The organism is Polaribacter sargassicola, assembly GCF_021991835.1.
Taxonomy (GTDB): Bacteria; Bacteroidota; Bacteroidia; order Flavobacteriales; family Flavobacteriaceae; genus Polaribacter; species Polaribacter sargassicola.
Genome location: NZ_JAHDAU010000001.1, coordinates 200,763 through 221,817, shown reverse-complemented (window position 1 = coordinate 221,817; position 21,055 = coordinate 200,763). Strand labels below are relative to the sequence as shown.

Sequence of the window (21,055 nt, the reverse complement as noted above, 5' to 3'; positions counted from 1 at the left end):
CCTTAAAACATGACAAAAAATTATCTTTCAATTACCACGCTTTTAATTTTGTTCTTGTTTATTGCTGGATGTCAACAGCAAAATAAAGAAACCAAAAATGATTTAGAAGCAGAAAAAATAATTACATATGCTTCTTCTAAATTAGAAAGAAAGAAAAAAAATAAAGAATCAATTCATAAAAAAGGTATAGAGCATATTGCTGATTACCAAGAACAAATTAGAAAAGGTATTGATGAAGAAAGGTCTTCTTATAAAAAAGGATACCTTATGGAAGAATTTAATAAAGCAAAACAAAAATCAGCGTTAAAAAAAGCTTCAACCTCTATTACAGCAGTTTTTACAGAAAGAGGCCCTAATAATGTACCAGGTAGGTCTAGAGGAATTGCAATAGATCCTAACAATTCAGATAAATGGTTTGTTGGTACTGTTGGTGGTGGTGTTTGGTTAACAGAAAACGGTGGTATATCTTGGTCTGCTTTAACAGATTTTAAAATACCAAATTTATCAACATCTACAGTAGTAATTAGCAAAACAAATTCTAATATTATTTATGCTGGTACAGGAGAACCTTTTGGTAATTTAGGAGCTATTGGTGGTTCTGGTGTTTTTAAATCTACAGATGCAGGTACTACATGGCAGCATTTAACAACAACAGCTTCTTTAGGAGATGTTGGTAGAATAATTATAAATCCAGAAGATGATAATAATGTAATTATTGCAACAGACTCTGGTATTTATAGAACAGTAAATGGTGGTACATCTTGGTCTCAAACCTATGAGTCTTCTGGTAGAAGAGTACAAGATTTAGATGCAGATCCTTCAGATTTTAATATTCAATACGGGTCTGTAAATAATTTAGGATTAGTAAAAAGTTTAGACGGAGGTATTACATGGTCTGTTATTTTTGATAAAGATGCTACAGATTTAGCAGGTAATAGTGTTTATAATTCTAACCATAGTAGGTTTGAAACATCTGTTTCTCCTGCAGATTCAAATGTTTTATTTGTAAGTGTTTATAGTTCTTCTGGAGCAACAGTTGGTACAAATACAGATTTTTATGTGTCTAGAGATAAAGGAGTAACTTTTACTATTTTAACAACTACAGATAGTAATGCAAACTTACTAACTGGGCAAGGTTGGTATGATAATGTTATAATGGCACACCCTTATAATACAGATGTTTTTTATGTTGGTGGTGTTGCTGTTTTTAAAGTTACTGTTGTTGGTAATACATTTACTTCTACTTCTATTGCTTCTGGCTACGATTCTAGTCAAATTAATTCAGATGTGCATGTAGATCAGCATGGTATTTTTAGTGTGTTAGGAGATTCTAATGAATTTAAAATATTATTGGCTAATGATGGTGGCGTTTATAGTACATCTATGAGTACAGATCCTGGTGCTATTGATGGAGATTTCTCTGACAACGTAGTGGGTAAAAATAGTACACAATTTTATTCTGCAGCAAAACAAAACGGAGCAGATAATTATTTAGCAGGTGCACAAGATAACGGAACATGGATTTCTACAGGATCTAATGCTTCTACATCAAAAAACTACTCTAGTATTTGGGGTGGTGATGGTTTTGAGCCTATTTGGCACTATAATAATGCAGGTAATTACCTTGCGGTGTCACAATATAATTATGTAGTAAGATATGTTGATAATAGAGGACCTTATTACGGAACTTTTTCAGAATCTAATGATTCTTCAGTCTCTCCATTTTATTCTAAATTATCAAATGCAAATAACAATCCAGATGTTGTTTTTTCTGTAACGAGTAATGGTGTATGGAGATCTGTAGATTTTGCTGAAAATTGGGCTTTAACATCTATAAGTAATAATTTTACACCTAGTGTATCTAGTGCTTTAAATGTAAAAGTATCAACAGCTAATCCTAATGTAGTTTGGGCAGGAGCAGCGATGACAGAAAGTGGTTCTTATGTATTACATGTGTCTGAAGATAATGGGAAGTCTTTTACAGGAGCAGGTGTTTATGATAATCCAAATAATACACATAATTTGTATATTTCTGGTATTGCAACATCTTATACAGAACAAGACAGAGCTTATGCACTTTTTTCTAATCAAGGAAGACCAAAAATTTTAAAAACAGAAGACCTAGGGGAATCTTGGACAGACATTACAGGCTTTGAAAATAGTGTAGATACCGGTTTTCCAGATGTAGCAGTACATAGTGTTTTAGAAATGCCTTTTGATAAAGATATTATTTGGGCAGGTACAGATATTGGACTTTTTCAAACAGAAGATGGTGGAGCAAATTGGAGTATGATAACCGATTTACCTTCGGTTGCTGTTTATGATATGAAAATTGTTAACGATCAGGTTGTAATTGCAACTTATGGTAGAGGTATTTGGTCTGCTACTATTTCTGAGTTAAGTGATTATCAATTGCCAGAGTATTTAGGTTTTGCAGAAGCTTCTGTGCAACAAAAAGGTATAGAGGGTACAAGTGCAATTGTTAGTTATACTGTTCCTTCAGATAATATAAGTAGCGTTAAAATATTTATTGATGATATAGAGCAAATAGAAATTACACAAGATTTTAATAAAGGAGTAACATATACATACGAAACTTTAGAGGTTTTAGAAGGATCTCATCAATTAGGTATACAGGCATTTGATGATACTAATAATTTAGAAACACCAATTTCAAAGGAAGAGTTTTTTATTATCAATTTTGATGACGCCAGTACTTCAATTCAAATTTCACAATTTGAAGAGACAGATATTTTTACAGACAATTCAGAGTTTGTAATAGACAATTTAGGAGGTGCTATTATAGGAGTTGCATTAAATAATTCAGATCATTTTTATAATAATTCAGAAACTTATTCTGTGCTTTTAAAGAAGCCATTAATAATATCAGAATCTAATAAAACTTTTACTTACGAAGATTTTGCAATTGTAGAACCATATACTGATGATTTAACTGATTTAGATTCTTTTTATGATTATGTTATAATAGAAGCTTCTTCAGATTTATCTACATGGAAAACTTTAGATAAATATGACGCAAGAAGATTTGATGACTGGTTGGCAGAATACAATAAAGGTACAGCAGCTGCAGCTAGTGATGCTTTGTTTAAAGAACAGAGTATAATTTTAACAGATAAAGGATTTAATATAGGAGATACTGTTGTGTTTAGATTTAGTTTAGTAACAGATCCAGGTGCTAATTCTTATGGTTGGGCAATTAAATCTATTAATGAAACAGCTACGGCTTCTGTAGATGAGGTAATAGCAGGTAGTAGAGCTTTTACAGTTTACCCAACAATTTCTAATGGAGATTTTACTTTATATGCTAAAAACTCATTAGGTAAAAGTAACGTAAGTATTTATAGTCTTACTGGTAAAAAGGTATTTACTACTGCAGTAGATTTTACTTTAAATGAAAAGCAGAAAGTTTCTGTAAATTTAAATACAGGAGTTTATATTGTAGACGTTATTGATGAGAATGATAAAAAATCGTCTACTAAAATAATTATAGAATAATTAAATAATTTCATCATAAAAAAAGACGCTTTATAGCGTCTTTTTTTATGATGAAATTTTAAAAGTATTAGCTAGGTTTATAGGATTTAAACCTAGCATTAGTTGGAGTTTGGTTACACTTCCATGTTCAATAAAATGATCAGGAATTCCTAAGGTTTTAATTTTGTTTTGATAGTTGTTTTCTGCAGAAAACTCTAGAATAGCAGAGCCAAACCCACCTTTTACTGTTCCGTCTTCAATAGTGATAATGGTTTGGTGTTTATCAAAAATATTATGCAGTAAATTTTTATCCAAAGGTTTTACAAAACGCATATCGTAATGAGCAAATTCATTTGAATTTTCTATCAAATCTAACGCATCAGAAACATTTTTAGCAATTGTTCCGATAGATAAAATTGCTGTTTTATTTCCTTCTTTTAAACAAATACCTTTACCAATTTCTATTGATTTAAAGGGTTGTTTCCAGTCAATAATATTTCCAATTCCTCTTGGATATCGAATTGCAATAGGGTTTTGTAAACCTAATTGAGCCGTATATAAAATATTACGTAATTCAATTTCATTTCTTGGCGCAAAAACAATTAAATTTGGTATTAAACGTAAGTAAGCCAAATCAAAAACACCATGATGTGTTGCGCCATCTTCACCCACCAAACCAGCTCTGTCTAAACAAAAAATTACAGGTAAATTTTGCAAAGCAACATCATGAATAACTTGGTCGTAAGCACGCTGTAAAAACGTTGAATAAATATTGCAAAAAGGTATTAAACCTTGTGTAGCTATACCAGCAGCTAAAGTTACAGCGTGTTGCTCTGCAATACCAACATCAAAAGTTCTCTTAGGATGTTTTTCTAACATCAACTTTAAAGAACTACCTGTTAACATTGCCGGAGTTATACCTACAATTTTATCATTTTTATCGGCTAATTCTACAATAGTTTGTCCAAAAACATCTTGGTATTTAGTGTATAAACTTTTTTCTTTTTTAATACGCTCACCAGAAATTTTATCAAATTTACCCGGTGCATGATACGTTACTTGGTCTTCTTCTGCTTTTTGTAAGCCTTTACCTTTTGTAGTAATTACGTGTAAAAATTTAGGGCCTTTTACAGTTTTTAATCGTTTTAATTCTTCTAAGATTTTTGGTAAATCATGTCCATCAATTGGGCCAGAATAATCAAAATTTAAAGCTTTTATAATGTTGTTTTGTGCAGCAAGTCTTTTATCGGTTTTAACTTTTGTTAAATATTCTTTTAAAGCACCAACAGCAGGATCAATACCAATAGCATTATCATTTAAAATAATTAATAAATTTGCGCTAGAAACGCCCGCATGGTTTAAGGCTTCAAAAGCCATTCCGCTAGCAATAGAAGCATCACCAATAACAGCAATATGATGTTTTTCTGTTTCACCTTTTAGGTTTGATGCAATTGCCATACCTAAAGCAGCAGAAATAGAAGTAGATGAATGTCCAACACCAAAAGCATCAAAATTACTTTCATTTCTAGTAGGAAAACCTGCAATTCCTCCAAATTGTCTGTTGGTATGAAAATTCTCTTTTCTTCCGGTTAAAATTTTATGTCCATAGGCTTGATGTCCAACATCCCAAACCAATAAGTCGTTAGGTGTGTCAAACAAATAATGTAATGCTATTGTTAGTTCTACAACACCTAAACTTGCCCCTAAATGACCTTCTTTTGTAGAAACGATATCAATAATAAACTCCCTTAATTCTTTAGCGAGTTGAGGTAATTGTGCTGGATTTAATTTTCTTAAATCTGCAGGATGTAAAATTTTGTCTAATAAATTATTCATTCAAAGACAAAAATACAATATCAATTTTTGTATTATTGATTTTTATATTCAAAAAAGATGATACAGCCTTTTGATGATATTTATTTTATGAGAAAAGCTTATCAAGAAGCAGAAAATGCTTTTGATAAGGGAGAAGTTCCTGTAGGAGCTGTTATTGTTTTTAAAGATCAAATTATTGCAAGAGCGCATAATTTAACAGAAACTTTAAACGATGTAACTGCACATGCAGAAATGCAAGCGTTTACTGCTGCTGCAGATTTTTTAGGCGGAAAATATTTAAAAGATTGTGTGTTGTACGTAACTTTAGAGCCTTGCCAAATGTGTGCAGGTGCAAGTTATTGGACACAAATAGGTAAGATTGTTTATGGAGCATCTGAACCAGAAAGAGGTTTTGTTAATTTAAAAACAACTTTACATCCAAAAACAAAAGTTTTAGGTGGAATTCTAGAAAACGAATGTGCTTTACTTTTAAAAAGATTTTTTATTGAAAAACGAAATTTAAACTAATTTTAGGGTTGTTAAATATTTTATAAAAAAATCTTAAAAATTTGTGAGATAACTTGTTTTACAGCAATTTGGGTGATAATTCAAATTAATCAAATTATCTTATTTAAATGAAAAAAATACTACTATTGTTTTTTTGTTCTTTATTTACTGTATCAGTAATTTCTGCACAAGAAACACCAACCCCTAATTACAGAGCTGCTGCCAAATATTCGCCAAAAAACTTGGCAAAAATGGTACACTCAACAAGTGTAAGTCCGCATTGGTTAAAAAAAGGAAATCGCTTTTGGTACTCTTATAAAACATCTGAAGGTTCTAATTATTATTTGGTAGATTTAGATAGAAAAACTAAAAAGCCACTTTTTGATAACGTAAAAATGGCAAAATGGTTAACAGAAATTACTAAAGATCCTTATGATGCTAAACATTTACCACGTTTTAGCTTTAAGTTTAACAAAGCCGAAAATGCTATTCGTTTTAGAGTAACATCTACAGAAGAAGTAGCTGTTGTTGATGATAAAAAAGAAGAGAAAAAAGATTCAATATCAACAAAAAAATCGAAAAAAGTAAAGCCTAAAAAACCTAAAATGGAAAAAAAGGTTTATCATTTAGAATATAGATTAGGTGGTAATGGTTTAACCATTTTAGATAATAAAAAGCAAGAAAAAGAATCATGGAAACGTTGGGCAAATATTGCGCCAGATAGTTCGGTTGTATTGTATTCTAAAAACTACAATTTATATTGGATGGATAAAGTAAACTTTAAAAAGTTTATTAAAGACGAAAAAGATAGTACCGTTGTAGAAAACCAGTGGACAACAGATGGAGAAAAAAATTACGGTTATGGTAGAGGTGGAAGAGGACAAGATAATGAAGATGCAGAAAAAAATAAAGATAAAAGAAACGGAGTTGGTGGTTTATGGTCTCACGATTCTAAAAAGTTTGTTTTTCAGAAATCAGATTCTAGACATATTAAAGATTTATGGGTAATTAACTCTACAGGTAAAAAAAGACCAACGTTAGAAACGTATAAATACCACATGCCAGGAGAGCAAGAATATTATAAATCTGAATTATTAATTTTTGATATTCCTACAAAAACACATGTAAAAGTGCCTTTAGATACTATTAAACAACAAAGTATTTCTGTTTTTAGAGCTCCAAGAAAGCAATCTAGTTTAGATGATGATTTTAGACCTTCTTTACTATTATCTAAAAAAGGGAAAGTATATTTTAGTGTAATATCTAGAGATCGTAAAAAATATGATATTAATGTTGCTGATATTAATACAGGAGAATATAAAACTTTAATAGAAGAGCGTTTTAATACGTATATAGAATCTCGCCCGTTAATTTTATTGAATGATGAAAAAGAAATGTTACACTGGGCAGAACGCGATGGTTGGGCACATTTTTACTTGTATGACACAGAAGGAAACCTAAAAAACCAAGTTACAGAAGGAGATTATCATGTTGCAAATTTTGAAGGTTTAAATGAGAGTACAAGAACATTGTATTTTTCTGCAAACGGAGTTAATAAAGACCAAGACCCTTACTACGCACATACGTATAAAATCAATTTAAATGGAACAGGTTTAAAAACTTTAAATCCTGGTGATTTTACGGCAACTACAAGCATGGCAGATTCTAATCAGTATTTTGTGAGTAATTTTTCTAGAGTAAATACCGTACCAAAATCTGAAGTTAGAGATGCAAACGGACGTAAAGTAATGGATTTAGAAACTGCAGATTTATCGCAATTATTTGCATCAGGATATAAATTTCCAGAGCCTTTTAAAGTAAAAGCAGATGATGGAATTACAGATATTTACGGAGTTATGTATAAACCTTTTGATATGGATTCTACTAAAGTTTATCCGCTTTTAGAATACGTATATCCTGGTCCGCAAACAGAAGCTGTAAATAAAGCATTTTCTTATAGAATGGATAGAGTGGATAGAATGGCGCAAGTTGGTTTTATTGTAATTACTTTAGGTAATAGGGGTGGTCATCCAGACAGATCTAAATGGTATCATAATTATGGTTACGGTAATTTACGTGATTATGGTTTGGCAGATAAAAAATATGTTGCACAACAATTAGCAAATAAGCATAAGTTTATCGATATAGAAAAAGTAGGAATTTATGGTCATTCTGGTGGTGGATTTATGTCTACAGCAGCAATGTTAGTATATCCAGACTTTTTTAAAGCCGCAGTTTCATCTGCAGGAAATCACGATAACACTGTGTACAATTCTTGGTGGAGTGAAACGCACCATGGTGTAAAAGAAGAAATTGATGAAAAAGGTAAAAGTTCTTATAAATATAAAATTGATGTAAATCAATCTTTAGCAAAGAACTTAAAAGGACATTTAATGTTGATTCATGGTGATATGGATAACAACGTAAATCCTGCCGGAACCATAAGAATGGCAAACGAATTAATTAAAGCAAACAAACGTTTTAAATATATGATTATGCCAGGACAAAGACATGGTTTTGGTAATATGACAGAATATTCTTTTTGGTTAAGAGCAGATCATTTTAGCAAATATTTGTTAGGTAAAGAAGCTACAGATGTAGATATTATGTTTATGAATTTAGACAAACCAATGAATAGGTAATATTTGTCAGTTCAAACGTAATTTGTCAGTTCGAGCGCAGTCGAGAACTTATATTAAAAAAACTCCGAATGAAAATTCGGAGTTTTTTTTATGCTGTTATTTTATTTGAGAAGTTCTCGATACAATTTTTCTTCCTTTGTCAGAAAAATCACTCGAACAGACAATTAGATTCGTTTAAAGTTTTAGTCTGTCACATCGAGTGATTTTGCTTTTTTGTAAAATCGTATCGAGATGTTTTTAATCTTCTGTATATTCTAAAATATCCGCAGGTTGACAATCTAAAGCTTTACAAATTGCCTCTAAAGTAGAAAACCGAATTGCTTTTGCTTTACCAGATTTTAAAACGGATAAGTTTGCGGTGGTAATGCCAATAGTTTCTGCCAAGTCTTTACTTTTCATTTTGCGTTTGGCAAGCATTACGTCTAAATTTACGATGATTGCCATATTATATTGTTAAATCGTTTTCTTGTTTTAATTCTTGTCCTCTTTTAAAAACTTCTTTTAGAACATAAAAAAATATAATTCCTAAAGGATAGAAAATTAAAAAGTCTAGAGATGCACTTCCTTTTGTGATAAAATGCGGTACTTCTTTATCGTTAAAAACCATAGAGATGGGGTTTAGTGTTGTACCTTTAAGTATGAAATCTAAAACAAATAAGATTGAAATTAAAAATATAATTTTATTTAGAATTTTAATATTTGAAGTAAAAAAAAGATCAAAGTTTTTAGTGTTTTTGAGAAATTTATTTAAGAAATATAGGATAAAAAGAAAACCTGAAAACATAATAACTTTTGTCCAAATAACATAAAATTTTGAATAATTATCTAATAAATTATAATAAGTTAATTGTTCTGATTGTTTCCATTCTTCATAGTTTTTTGGAGTTTTTTCAACGTTCAAATTAAAAACCAAATCTCTCTTTTTATTCAAAGTTAGATTATTGTAATTATTAGGAGAAAATATGGAATGAAAATAAATAAAAATAAGTCCAGTTATAAGGATTAATTGAAGGCTCATTAAAAACTTCAGAAAATAAGAAGCTAATTTTAAACGTTTTTCTGTTTTCATAATTATATTGTTAAATCATTTTCTTCTTTAATCATTACCCCTTTTTTAAAAACATCAGACAAAAAGTACATCAAATAGCCCAATATTATAAAAACAACCAATTCAGTTGACATTAAGTCAATAACTGGAATTCCTCCCATTATGTAAGCCAAAAGAGCAATATCTATAATAAATGTTCCGAAGGCGAAAATGAAAAATGATTTACCTACTCTTAAAAATGATTTACTTATTTCTTCTTTAAAAAATGTGTTGTTTTCAAATAATTTAAGTGATTCTTTAAGTTGATATAGTCCTAATAATATAAAGCAAAAAATAAGTATATATGCTATTGCGAAAATTAAGTAAGTAGTTATAGAGATTTCTGCGGTACTATTTGTTAAAGTTATTTTTGAAAAAAATGGCTCTTCTGGTAAACTCCATTTTTTTACCAATTGAAATGTCCATTTAAAATATTCTATAAGTCTTAAAAAGGCAAAAAGTATTCCAATGTAATAAATTGTTTCAAAGGCTTTAAAGCCTTTTTTTGATTTTTCAGATACTGTATTGTTTTCCATAATAATTATATTTTTATATGGCAAATATATAAAAATTATCGAAAAACAATAATAAAATATTAAAAAAAGGTAATTTATACTTTTTTAATAACGTTTGTTACAATTCCCCAAATAACAAAATCGTTGTCTTCTGTAATTTTTATGATGGGATAATCTGGGTTTTCTGGTTGTAACCAAACCTCATTTTTTTCTACTCGCAAACGTTTTACAGTAAACTCGCCATCTAAAAAGCAAACCGCAATTTTATTGTTGGCAGGTTCTAAACTTCTATCAATAACCAATAAATCGTTATCATCTAAACCAGCATTAATCATAGATTGGCCTTTTACTTTTGCAAAAAAAGTAGCGTCTTTATTGCTAATTAATTCATCATCTAAAGAAATTCTAGTTTCTCTAAAATCATCTGCAGGCGATGGAAAACCAGCAGAGATACCAGTGTCTACAAAAATAGCACCGTTGCCAGAAGAAGCTTTTGGCGAAAAAAATGTAAGATTTTTAGATGTAATCATATCAATGCAAATTACAATTTTAATTAAAATAAAAGAGATTATAAAACTTAAAATATAGTTTTACAATCATTACAAATGTATCTTGTTTTTTCAAAGAAAGGAAACAACATGTAAAAGATATTTTTTCTTTGAATAGGAGCAATTAAAATTCTATTCGATTTGCATTTTACACAATTAATTTGATTACCATCTTTATCTTTTTGATACGTTCTAATGTTATTGTAGATAACAACCGCTTTTTCAAAATCGTTTTTATGAACTAATAATTTTACACCACCAATAGCATTGCTAATTAAAGGATCTGTATCTATTGTTTTTTCATCCATCAACATCGTTTTACAACCTTCAGAATCTAATTTAGATTTTGTAACATGTGCTTCTGTAGAATAGTCAAAAACTGCTAAAAGAGTATAATTATCATTCATAAAAAAAAATTATTTAGCTGCTTTTATAATTAAAACATCGTTAATATTTGTGGTGTATTTAGGTGATAATCTTTCTTGACGCATTTTCCAAGTACGTTTTAAATCTTGATTGGCTAATTTAATTTTGTCTGCTTTAAATTTACGATTTAAATGATCTATAGCAGCCATTAAAGGTTTGTGTTTAGGGTTTTCGGTAGAAAATAAATTTAACTGAAAATTATCATTGGGCACTAAACCAGTAACAATTACACCCGCTCTTTTGTATTTAATACCAGATTTAAAAATACTTTTTACAGCTTCTACCGCAGCTTTAGCAATAGTTAACGTAGAATCTGTTGGATAAGAAAAAACCACTGTTTTGCTTTCTCTATGTTGTTGTAAATCTTTTTGATGCCGATCGCTAGAAAGTTGTACAATAACCATATGACAACTCGATTTTTGATGACGTAATTTCTCTGCACAACTTGCTGCAAAGGTAGAAATACGTTCTTTTATATTATCGATATCAGAATACGTGTATTCAAAACTACGTGTAGTTGCAATCATTTTTTTTGAGGAAACTTCTTCTAACGGAATTTTAGAAATGCCTTGTAAATCTTTTTGCAAACGCCATTCTACAATAGAAAATTCTTTTAATACCCAATCACTTGGTAATTGTGTAAAATCATAAGCAGTTGTGCAACCTTTGGCTTCTAATCTGTTTTTTAAACGACGACCAATACCCCAAACATTGCCAATTTTAGTCCATTTTAATGCTTTAATTCTGTTTTCTTCGCAATCAATAATACAAATTCCTTTAGATTGCTTTATGTTAGAACGTGCAATTTTATTGGCAACTTTACTCAGTGCTTTTGTAGGTGCAATTCCAACACAAGTTGGTATGCCTGTCCATTTTAAAATTCGGCTTCTAATTTTTGTCGCATACTCTTCAAGATTATAGTTTTCAAAACCTTTTAGTTGTAAAAAAGATTCGTCTATAGAATATACTTCTATATCTGGCGAAAAATCAGCCAAAATATTCATTACTCTGGCGCTCATGTCTCCATATAAAGGATAATTAGACGACAAAACAGTAATGTTTTTTTCTTTACAAAATTGGTCCCATTTAAAAATTGGCGCACCAAAAGGTAATTTTAATTTTTTAGCTTCATCACTCATAGAAATTACGCAACCATCATTATTGCTTAAAATAGCAACGGGTTTTCCTTGCAAATTTGGATTAAAAACCCTTTCGCAAGAAGCATAAAAATTATTACAATCTATAAGTGCAAACATGCTATAAAAGTACCTAAAAATAGGATGCAAAATTAAGTTGTTAATATCTTAATTTGCTACAAGAAGTAAATATTGATTATCTAATTTAAAGATAATTTACTGTAAGCATCTTTTAATTTAGTAATTACAAGCTCAATTTCTTCTTCTTTAAGATGGCCAAAACCAAAACGAATGGCACACGTGTTTTTGTCTTGATACAAAATGGTTTTTGGTAAAAATAAATCGTTTTTTTCGGTTTCTTCTGCTAGTTTTACTAAAGATATTTGTTCTTTAAATTCTAACCAAATTGCCAATCCGCCAGAAGGAATTTTCCATTGTGCAATTTTAGAAAAATGAGTTGTTAAAAGAGAGCATAGGTAATCTCGTCTTTGTTTATAAACAACCACATTTTTTTTTATTAAACGATGAATTTCACCTTCATAAATTAATTCTGATATTATTTGTTGCTGAATTAAATCGCCTTGGGCGTCTAATAATTGTAAGTAATTTTTAGCTTCAGAAATTACATTTTCAGGAGCAATCACAAATCCTGATTGAAAACTAGGAAACAAAGATTGTCCTAATTTTCCTAAATAAATAACCATTCCATTAGCATCTGCACTTGCCATTGGTAACATAGCAGAACCTTCGTACTGAAAATCATAATCGTAATCATCTTCAATAATAGCAAATTTGTATTCTTTTGCCAATTGTAATAATTGTAATCTGCGCTCTGCACTTAAAGTAGTCGTTGTTGGGTAATCTCTGTGTGCAGAAATATAAACACATCTAATACTTTTTTTGATAAAATGTTTTTTTATGTAATCAACATCTAAACCATCAGTATCTACAGGAATTGTTTTAATATTTGCGCCTGCTTGCTGAAAAATCATATTGGCAACATAATTACTTAAATTACCCACTAAAACAACATCGTTTTGTTGTATTAATAGTTGCGAAACAATGTACAAACTCATTTCTGTACTACGTGTGCTTACAACATTTTTTGGGTTGATGTAAAAACCTCTTGTTGCGTTTAAATAATTACACAATTGTGTTTGAAACAAAGAATAAGAAAACTCATTAGGACTGTTCCATTTTTTTATCAAAGTTTTGCGTTTCATGGCAGCGCTGTACCATCTTGTAAATTGATGAACCGGATGCAAACGCAAATCTGGCTTACCATCATTAATTGTATATTTTGCTTGGGTTAATTGTTTTGTTGATGCTAAATGAAACGAATTTTGAAAAGGAAATCCAGTTGTTTTTGCTGTTTTATATGCTTGATGAATTTGTTGCGAAGGTGCTTTTATTTTTGACGGTTTTAACTTTGGCTCTAACACAAAAGTTCCTTTATTAGGTATAATTTCTACCCAACCTTGAGATGCTAATTCTTCGTAAATGGCAACGGCAGTATTTCTATGAATTTTTAAAATTTGGCTTAAACTCCTCGTACCAGGTAAAGTAGTGCCTTTGGTTAAGTAATTGCGCTGTATAGCATTGATAATTTGTTGCGCAACTTGTATGTAAACTGGTTGAGGTTGATTTTTATCAAAATCAATAATTTGTTTAAATAACGCACCAACCGGACTATCTTTCATTTTAAAACTGGACTATTTTAATCGTCCGGAAAGTTACGAGTTTTGCAGCATATTAAAATCAATATTTATGAAAATTAAAATTACCTTAGTAATTGTTTTGTTTTTGTCTGTTTTACAAGTAAAAGCACAAGAAAATACGGTAAAAAGAGATACTTTAAAAGAAGTCGTTATTACTACAAATAGAATAGATTTACCTTTTAAAGAAAATTCTAGAACTATAAACGTTATTACATCCGAAGTTATAAAAAATAGCGCAGCAACAAACGTTGCAGATTTGTTACAGCAAGTTGCTGGTGTAGATATTAGAAGAAGAGGTACTGCTGGTAGCCAAGCAGATTTATACATTAGAGGTGGTGGTTTTGATCAAACATTATTGTTAATTGATGGTATTAAAATGGATGATGCACAAACAGGGCATCATACATTAAATGCTGCTTTACCTATTGAAGTTATAGAAAGAATAGAAGTTATTAAAGGTCCTGCAGCAAGAGTTTTTGGTCAGAATGCATTTACAGGAGCAATTAATATTGTAACAAAAAAAACATTAAAAAACGTAGCTTCTGTTAATGTAGAAACGGGTTCTTTTGGTCAATTAAATGGTTCTGTAACTGTTGGTAAAGAGTTTGAAAACTCATCTATAATTGCACATGTTGGTGCGCTAACATCAGATGGATATAGAGAAAATTCTGACTACAATAATTACAATTATTTCTTAAAAGGAGTTTTTAACAAAAAGAAGCAACCTATAGAGGTTTTAGCTACTTTTTTCGATAAAAAGTTTGGTGCAGAAAACTTTTACACAACTAACGAAACGTTTCATGAGTACGAAGAAACTCAAAATAGTGTAATAGGAGTTTCTACTACTTTTAAAACAGAAAAATTAAAAATTACACCAAGAGTTTATTGGAGAAGAGGACAAGATATTTTTCTTTTAAGAAGAGATGACCCTAGTTTTTACAGAAATTTACACATTACCAATAAAGTTGGGGTAGAAACAAATGCAGCATATACATCTAAAGCAGGTATTACAGGTTTTGGGTTCGATGTTTCTAGAGTTTCTATTAGTAGTACTAATTTAGGTGATAGAAATAGAATTATGGCAAATTTGTTTTTAGAACATCGTTTTAAACTGGCAAATGATAAATTAGATATTACACCAGGTATTGCAGTTACGTATTTTTCTGATTTTAAATTCCATGCTTTTCCAGGGTTAGATTTAGGTTATAAAATAACAGATAAATTAAAAGCGTATGGAAACATTGGTTACACGTACAGAATACCAACCTATACAGATTTATTTTATAGTGATCCGGCAACAGTAGGTAACCCAAACTTAGATCCAGAAGAAGCATTTGCCCAAGAAATAGGTTTTAAATTTGATGACGCTCAATTTTCTACATCGATAGCTTTTTTTAACAGAGATTCTGATAATTTAATAGATTATGTAAGAGAAAACTCTGATGATGCTTTGTTTACAGCAACAAATATTGCAGAAGTAAATACGCAAGGTTTTGAGTTTAATGCGTCTTATAATTTTAAAATAAAAGGATTTAACCAAACAATAACAACAGGTTATACTTTTTTAGAGGATGATATTTTAGATCAAAATAAAGATTTATCTCGTTACTCTTTAAATACCCTAAAACACCATTTTACAACACGTTTTTCATCAAAATTATTTAAAAATGTGAGTCAGAATATTATTTACAAACATGCAGAAAGAACCGTTGGTACAAGTTATAATGTTTGGGATGCTTCTGTAATTGTAGATGTAAATAAAGTAAGTTTTACAATTACTGCAAATAATATTTTTAATGCAGATTATATAGAATCTGGCTTTGTGCCAATGCCACCGAGTAACGTTTTATTTGGTTTACGTTACAATTTTTAAAGGAATTAATTTCCCGTTTTTTTTAAGCCTTGATATATTTATTTATGTCAAGGCTTTTTATATTTCTCGTAATTATTTATCTGTTAAAAAATGAGTAAATGAAAATATTTAAATCTTCAGAGAACTATTTCTTAGAAAGAAATAATCACAAATTTTAGAATCAAAAGATTCTGAGTTTTGAGGCTTTGTACGAAAAAAGAAAATGTTTAAAATGTAAAATTAAACGGAATGAAATTGTTAAACGAAAAGTATAATTATAAAATTAATGATTATTTTAGCGAAAACCATTCGGATACGCTGTCTTTGGATAGAAACTTATTCTGATTTATAAAATAAAAAATGCAACATAAATTTCAATATTTACTTTTTTCAATACTAATACTTACACAAGTTACGTTATCCTACGGACAAAAAAATAAACCAACTACTGGTCCGGTTTTTGATACTATTGGAGCTGTATTCTCCATTGATAATTTGGATTTTATACCAGATCCTTCTCAAGAATTAAAAGCTATTTTTGATGTTGATAGAAAACAAACAAACCCAAGTAAAATAAACTCTATTATTTCTAGCTTACACCGTTATTACAATATGCATGTACGCTATGGAATTCCCAAAAATAAAATTCGTTTAGCTCTTGTTTTACATGGAAGTTCTACAAAAGATGCTCTGTCATCATCTGTTTACAAAGAAAAATTTAAAGTAGATAACCCAAATAAGAACTTAATAAAATCTCTTTCGGATGCAGGTGTCGAAGTGTTTTTATGTGGACAATCGATGTCATATAGCGGATACAATAAAGCAGATTTGTTACCCGAAGTTAAAGTGGCTTTATCTGCTATGAGTGTGTTGACTGTATATCAAATGAAAAATTATTCGCTAATTAAATTCTAACATAGTATCTAATAATAACTTTACTCGATAAAATTTACAGTTTATACTTTACTTTAATTTCAAAATATCTTAAAATTTAATCGTTAGGACAAAAATCTAAACGAACTAACGCTGAGTGTAAAGTTACTAAACAAAAAGAATTTTTAAATTTTTTTCTAAGTAATTTAGATTAAATGTAACAAAACTTGTTTTTTAACTACTAATTAGTAGAAACTCATCCAAACTTTAATACTTCTATATTATTATTTCTAGAGTTAATAAATAATTATTAAAGCTAAAAATCAACAAAAAGAGCGCTCTTTAAAAGTTGGTTTTAACATTAGTGAGTATCTTTTTATTTGACAAAATAAATCACTTTATTCAGTCAAAAAATATTTATATTTAATCACTTTAAAATTAATTGTTTATGATGGAATGGTATTTAGAATTATCCTCTTTTGAAAAAACATATTGGATAGTTACAGGGATTTCTACATTGTTCTTTTTATTTGTTTTGATAAGTACTTTTATTGGAGCTGATACAGATGATATTGGTGATGTAGATGTAGAAATTGAGGCAGATACAGGTGTTGGTTTTCAGTTTTTTACTTTTAAAAATTTAGTAGCCTTTTTTACTATTTTTGGTTGGATCGGACTTGCAAGTTTAGAAGCAGGTAACTCTAAAACAACAACTATTATAATTTCAATTTTTTGTGGTTTGTTAATGATGTTTGTAATGGCAGCTATGTTTTATTACATCAGTAAATTAACTTCTAGCGGAACGTTAAAAATGCAAAATGCTTTAAATGCTATTGGAGAAGTGTATTTAACAGTTGGTGCAAATAGATCTAAAATTGGGAAAGTACAGGTAAAAATACAAGGTGCTTTAAGAGAATTAGAAGCTTTAACAGATTATAAAGAAGATTTAAAACAAGGAAATGTTATAAAAGTGATTGATGTAACAAATAATGGAATTTTAATAATAGAACCTCAAAAATAAAACAAATGCTAAATTTAATAATATTACAAAATAACCCATTTGCGGGTTTAATAGGTATAGGAGTTGCAATTCTATTTGTTTTTATACTATTAGTTGCAATGATAAAACGCTACAAAAGATGTCCTTCGGATAGAATTTTGGTAGTGTATGGTAAAGTTGGTGGTGGTGAATCTGCTAAATGTATTCATGGTGGAGCTGCATTTATTTTGCCTGTAATTCAAGATTATGAGTTTTTAGATTTAACGCCAATGTCTATAGAAGTAAATTTGGTAAATGCTTTGTCAAAACAAAATATCCGTGTAAATGTACCAAGTAGATTTACAATTGGTGTTTCTACAGAACCGGGTATTATGCAAAATGCAGCAGAACGTTTATTAGGTTTAGGTTTGCCAGATATTCAAGAATTGGCAAAAGAGATTATTTTCGGTCAATTACGTTTGGTAGTTGCGTCTATGGATATTGAAGAAATTAATAATGATAGAGATAAATTTTTAACTAATATTTCTCAAAGTGTAGAAACCGAGTTAAAGAAAGTAGGTTTAAAGTTGATAAACGTAAATATTACAGATATTGTTGATGAATCTGGCTATATAGAAGCTTTGGGTAAAGAAGCGGCTGCACACGCAATTAACGCTGCAAGAAAATCTGTGGCAGAAAAAAATAGAGATGGTTCTATTGGTGAGGCTAACGCAGTACAAGATCAAAGAACACAAGTTGCCGCAGCAAATGCACAAGCAGTAGAAGGGGAAAATACAGCAAAAATTGCTGTAGCTAATTCAGACTCTTTACGTAGACAGAGAGAAGCAGAAGCAGAGCGTACTGCAATTGCATCAGAAAAAGTACAATCTGCAAATGCATTAAGAGAATCTTATGCAGCAGAACAAGAAGCAGAGTTGGCAAGGGCAGAAAGAGAACGTTCTTCTCAATTGGCAGATGTTATTGTACCAGCAGAAATAGACAAACGTAAAGTAGAAATTGATGCAGAGGCACAAGCAGAAAATATTAGAAGAATTGCAAAAGGAGAAGCAGATGCAATTTTATTTAAAGCCCAAGCAGAAGCACAAGGTTTATATGAGGTGTTAACAAAACAAGCAGCAGGTTTAGATGAAATTGTAAAAGCAGCAGGAAACGATTCTCAAAACGCAGCATTATTATTAATTGCAGATAAGTTACCAGAATTAGTTAAAACACAAGCAGAGGCTATTAAAAATATTAAAATTGATAAAGTAACTGTTTGGGAAAATGGTAGCAATAAAGATGGAAAAACATCTACATCTAACTTTATTTCTGGTATGTATAAAGCTGTACCTCCTTTACAAGAAATGTTTAATATGGCAGGTATGCAATTGCCAGATTATCTTAAAGGTAAAGAATTGTCAGGAGAAGAAATTATAGATTCTAAAGAAGCTAACAATAATTTGCCTTCTTAAAAAAGAAAAGATTTTTTTAAAAGAACCCAATATTTATAAGTTAAATATTGGGTTCTTTTTTTTAGATATAATTATTAAAAAAAATATTTAAACTGGTAATAAAGTTTGTTTGCTGTCTAAATCTATAGAATATATAGGTTGAAAAAATATTTATAAAAAAGTCTTAAAAAAATTTAAAAGTTGCTTTAAGAACAAAAAAAGTTGTTTTAAGAACAAAAAAATGAAAATAAACACATAAAACTTTGTTTTTTAGTAGATTAGCTGTGGGAATAAATATATAAATAATATGAAAGCTTGTCCGAAATGTAAATCTCCGGGAAGGGATAGAATAAGAAGAAAAGCAATTTTTAAACTAATTCCGGGAACAAAAGCTTATACCTGTAATCAATGTAATACAAGGTATGTCTGGTTTTCTTTTGTAAATCAATCGTTTAGGGTTTGAGTTATGAAAACCTTCGAAACTTTTGTTTCGAAGGCTTTTATAATTTTTTTATTAAAAGGTTATTTATTATTTAAATAACCTAAAAATATCATTACCATTAGCAAAAAGAAGTAAAGCTACTAAAATAATAAAACCAGTTACTTGTGCATATTCTAAGAATTTGTCACCTGGTTTTTTACCTGTAATCATTTCCCATAGAGTAAAAACTACATGTCCTCCATCTAAAGCAGGTATTGGTAAAAGGTTCATAAAACCTAGCATTATAGATAAAAATGCTGTAATGTTCCAAAAAGATTCTGCGCTCCATTCATCAGGAAAAATACTTCCAATAGAAATAAAACCACCTAAACCTTTGTAGGCGCCTGTGCTTGGGTTAAAAATTTTCTTTAATTGTTTAATGTAATCTGTAAGTGTTTTCCAAGATTTGTTAAAACCAGCAGGAATTGCTTCTGCAAAAGAATATTCAATTTCTGCTAAGTTGTAATAACCTAATTTTTCTAAATCTTTAAAAGACAGTTGCCCTAGAGCAACACCTAATTTTCCGTCTTCTGTAACTTTTACAGCAACTTCTTTTGTTTCAATACCTCTTTTAACTGTTATAGAAATATCTTTATTTTTAAACTTATCTAACTCTGTTTGTGCTTCATCAAAGTATTTTATTGCTTTGCCATTAATTGCAATTACAATATCTTTTACTTTTATATCAGAATTTATATTAGGAGAATCTTCTGAAACCGCCGCAATAGCAAACGGATATCTTGGTAGTAAAATTGCTCCGGCATCTTTACCTCTGTCTACTAATTGAGAAATAAAGTTTTCAGGAATTTCTTTATCTACAACTTCACCATTTCTTTCTATCTGAAAATCGTTACCGTTTACAAAACCTAAAGTTAATTCAGAGAATTTTTTAATTTTCTCGCCATCAATTGTTAATATTTTATCACCAGTTTCTAAACCTAAATTCATAGCTAAAGAATCTTGTACCCAAACACCGTCTTTTACATTTTCGTTTGGTAAAAATTTTTCTCCATAAGTGTACATTAACATTATGTATATAAAAATTCCTAGTACAAAATTTACAAAAACCCCACCTAACATAATAATTAAACGTTGCCAAGCTGGTTTAGATCTAAATTCCCAAGGTTGTGGTGGTAAAGCCATTTGTTCGGTATCCATGCTTTCATCAATCATACCAGATATTTTTACATATCCACCTAAAGGAATCCAACCAATACCATAAACGGTTTCGCCAATTTTTTTCTTAAAAATAGAAAATTTATAATCAAAAAATAAGTAGAACTTTTCTACTCTAGTTTTAAATAATTTTGCGGGGATAAAGTGCCCTAATTCGTGCAATACAATTAATAAAGATAAACTTAAAATAAATTGCGATGCTTTTATTAATATTTCCATTCAGCGTTAAATCATAATTATAATAAAGGCAAATGTACGTTTTTAAAGAGAGTATAAAAAGAACTGAAAGAACTTGATTTTTAATTTAACAAAGATTTTACAAAGTATTTGTTTTTGTTTGTTTTTATGTAGAGG

Annotated in this window: 16 protein-coding genes; 7 read left to right on the top strand and 9 right to left on the bottom strand. The window is 29.7% G+C overall.

Annotated elements, in window-relative coordinates; all coding sequences use genetic code 11:
• Window positions 1-9 precede the first annotated feature (9 nt).
• Window positions 10-3,516 carry a T9SS type A sorting domain-containing protein gene (locus tag KI686_RS00845; RefSeq protein WP_237587333.1) on the top strand — a complete coding sequence of 1,169 codons (3,507 nt, stop codon included), beginning with the start codon at window positions 10-12 and terminating at the stop codon, window positions 3,514-3,516.
• Between the two features lie 45 nt (window positions 3,517-3,561).
• Here the strand turns inward: KI686_RS00845 and dxs are convergent, their stop codons facing one another.
• Window positions 3,562-5,331 (bottom strand): 1-deoxy-D-xylulose-5-phosphate synthase, encoded by a 1,770-nt coding sequence (dxs, locus tag KI686_RS00840; protein WP_237587332.1) that lies wholly within the window; start codon window positions 5,329-5,331, stop codon window positions 3,562-3,564.
• A 57-nt stretch (window positions 5,332-5,388) separates the two neighbouring features.
• On the opposite strand from dxs, the gene KI686_RS00835 reads away from it, so the two are divergent.
• Together KI686_RS00835 and KI686_RS00830 are read left to right on the top strand one after the other, a co-directional pair.
• Window positions 5,389-5,838: a nucleoside deaminase gene (locus KI686_RS00835; RefSeq protein WP_237587331.1), complete on the top strand. Its 450-nt coding sequence runs from the start codon at window positions 5,389-5,391 to the stop codon at window positions 5,836-5,838.
• A gap of 107 nt (window positions 5,839-5,945) precedes the next feature.
• Window positions 5,946-8,459: a S9 family peptidase gene (locus KI686_RS00830; protein ID WP_237587330.1), complete on the top strand. Its 2,514-nt coding sequence runs from the start codon at window positions 5,946-5,948 to the stop codon at window positions 8,457-8,459.
• 237 nt (window positions 8,460-8,696) lie between these two features.
• Here KI686_RS00830 and KI686_RS00825 read toward each other — a convergent pair whose 3' ends face one another.
• From KI686_RS00825 to KI686_RS00795, 7 genes are all read right to left on the bottom strand, one after another.
• Entirely contained in the window at window positions 8,697-8,903 is a 207-nt protein-coding gene (locus KI686_RS00825; RefSeq protein WP_237587329.1) for a helix-turn-helix domain-containing protein, read from the bottom strand.
• Window position 8,904: 1 nt separating this feature from the next.
• Window positions 8,905-9,528, bottom strand: a complete 624-nt coding sequence (locus tag KI686_RS00820; protein WP_237587328.1) for a DUF2975 domain-containing protein — start codon at window positions 9,526-9,528, stop codon at window positions 8,905-8,907.
• A gap of 2 nt (window positions 9,529-9,530) precedes the next feature.
• Window positions 9,531-10,082, bottom strand: a complete 552-nt coding sequence (locus KI686_RS00815) for a DUF2975 domain-containing protein (RefSeq protein WP_237587327.1) — start codon at window positions 10,080-10,082, stop codon at window positions 9,531-9,533.
• Between the two features lie 74 nt (window positions 10,083-10,156).
• Window positions 10,157-10,591 carry a LexA family protein gene (locus KI686_RS00810; protein WP_237587326.1) on the bottom strand — a complete coding sequence of 145 codons (435 nt, stop codon included), beginning with the start codon at window positions 10,589-10,591 and terminating at the stop codon, window positions 10,157-10,159.
• A 47-nt stretch (window positions 10,592-10,638) separates the two neighbouring features.
• Window positions 10,639-11,016, bottom strand: coding sequence for a putative signal transducing protein (locus tag KI686_RS00805; RefSeq protein ID WP_237587325.1), 378 nt, complete (start codon window positions 11,014-11,016; stop codon window positions 10,639-10,641).
• 9 nt (window positions 11,017-11,025) lie between these two features.
• On the bottom strand, window positions 11,026-12,291 hold the full coding sequence (locus KI686_RS00800; RefSeq protein ID WP_237587324.1) for a Y-family DNA polymerase: 1,266 nt from the start codon (window positions 12,289-12,291) through the stop codon (window positions 11,026-11,028).
• Window positions 12,292-12,371: 80 nt separating this feature from the next.
• A complete protein-coding gene (locus KI686_RS00795) occupies window positions 12,372-13,871 on the bottom strand; it encodes an aminotransferase-like domain-containing protein (RefSeq protein WP_237587323.1) in 1,500 nt (499 codons plus the stop codon).
• Between the two features lie 67 nt (window positions 13,872-13,938).
• On the opposite strand from KI686_RS00795, the gene KI686_RS00790 reads away from it, so the two are divergent.
• From KI686_RS00790 to KI686_RS00775, 4 genes are all read left to right on the top strand, one after another.
• Window positions 13,939-15,762 (top strand): TonB-dependent receptor plug domain-containing protein, encoded by a 1,824-nt coding sequence (locus KI686_RS00790; RefSeq protein ID WP_237587322.1) that lies wholly within the window; start codon window positions 13,939-13,941, stop codon window positions 15,760-15,762.
• 339 nt (window positions 15,763-16,101) lie between these two features.
• Complete coding sequence (locus KI686_RS00785; RefSeq protein ID WP_237587321.1) at window positions 16,102-16,656, top strand: DsrE family protein; 555 nt, start codon at window positions 16,102-16,104, stop codon at window positions 16,654-16,656.
• A 409-nt stretch (window positions 16,657-17,065) separates the two neighbouring features.
• On the top strand, window positions 17,066-17,635 hold the full coding sequence (locus KI686_RS00780; RefSeq protein ID WP_306665738.1) for a hypothetical protein: 570 nt from the start codon (window positions 17,066-17,068) through the stop codon (window positions 17,633-17,635).
• A gap of 5 nt (window positions 17,636-17,640) precedes the next feature.
• Window positions 17,641-19,065 (top strand): flotillin family protein, encoded by a 1,425-nt coding sequence (locus KI686_RS00775; protein WP_237587319.1) that lies wholly within the window; start codon window positions 17,641-17,643, stop codon window positions 19,063-19,065.
• A 508-nt stretch (window positions 19,066-19,573) separates the two neighbouring features.
• Here the strand turns inward: KI686_RS00775 and rseP are convergent.
• Window positions 19,574-20,920: an RIP metalloprotease RseP gene (gene rseP, locus KI686_RS00770; protein WP_237587318.1), complete on the bottom strand. Its 1,347-nt coding sequence runs from the start codon at window positions 20,918-20,920 to the stop codon at window positions 19,574-19,576.
• Window positions 20,921-21,055 lie beyond the last annotated feature (135 nt).

Bases quoted from the DNA above. Each gene is read 5' to 3' on its own strand.
- KI686_RS00830 (WP_237587330.1), top strand. From the start codon at position 5,946: ATGAAAAAAATACTACTATTGTTTTTTTGTTCTTTATTTACTGTATCA.
- KI686_RS00845 (WP_237587333.1), top strand. From the start codon at position 10: ATGACAAAAAATTATCTTTCAATTACCACGCTTTTAATTTTGTTCTTG.
- KI686_RS00820 (WP_237587328.1), bottom strand. From the start codon at position 9,528: ATGAAAACAGAAAAACGTTTAAAATTAGCTTCTTATTTTCTGAAGTTT.
- KI686_RS00775 (WP_237587319.1), top strand. From the start codon at position 17,641: ATGCTAAATTTAATAATATTACAAAATAACCCATTTGCGGGTTTAATA.
- KI686_RS00825 (WP_237587329.1), bottom strand. From the start codon at position 8,903: ATGGCAATCATCGTAAATTTAGACGTAATGCTTGCCAAACGCAAAATG.
- rseP (WP_237587318.1), bottom strand. From the start codon at position 20,920: ATGGAAATATTAATAAAAGCATCGCAATTTATTTTAAGTTTATCTTTA.
- KI686_RS00780 (WP_306665738.1), top strand. From the start codon at position 17,066: ATGGAATGGTATTTAGAATTATCCTCTTTTGAAAAAACATATTGGATA.
- KI686_RS00800 (WP_237587324.1), bottom strand. From the start codon at position 12,291: ATGTTTGCACTTATAGATTGTAATAATTTTTATGCTTCTTGCGAAAGG.
- KI686_RS00790 (WP_237587322.1), top strand. From the start codon at position 13,939: ATGAAAATTAAAATTACCTTAGTAATTGTTTTGTTTTTGTCTGTTTTA.
- KI686_RS00785 (WP_237587321.1), top strand. From the start codon at position 16,102: ATGCAACATAAATTTCAATATTTACTTTTTTCAATACTAATACTTACA.
- KI686_RS00815 (WP_237587327.1), bottom strand. From the start codon at position 10,082: ATGGAAAACAATACAGTATCTGAAAAATCAAAAAAAGGCTTTAAAGCC.
- KI686_RS00810 (WP_237587326.1), bottom strand. From the start codon at position 10,591: ATGATTACATCTAAAAATCTTACATTTTTTTCGCCAAAAGCTTCTTCT.
- KI686_RS00835 (WP_237587331.1), top strand. From the start codon at position 5,389: ATGATACAGCCTTTTGATGATATTTATTTTATGAGAAAAGCTTATCAA.
- KI686_RS00805 (WP_237587325.1), bottom strand. From the start codon at position 11,016: ATGAATGATAATTATACTCTTTTAGCAGTTTTTGACTATTCTACAGAA.
- KI686_RS00795 (WP_237587323.1), bottom strand. From the start codon at position 13,871: ATGAAAGATAGTCCGGTTGGTGCGTTATTTAAACAAATTATTGATTTT.
- dxs (WP_237587332.1), bottom strand. From the start codon at position 5,331: ATGAATAATTTATTAGACAAAATTTTACATCCTGCAGATTTAAGAAAA.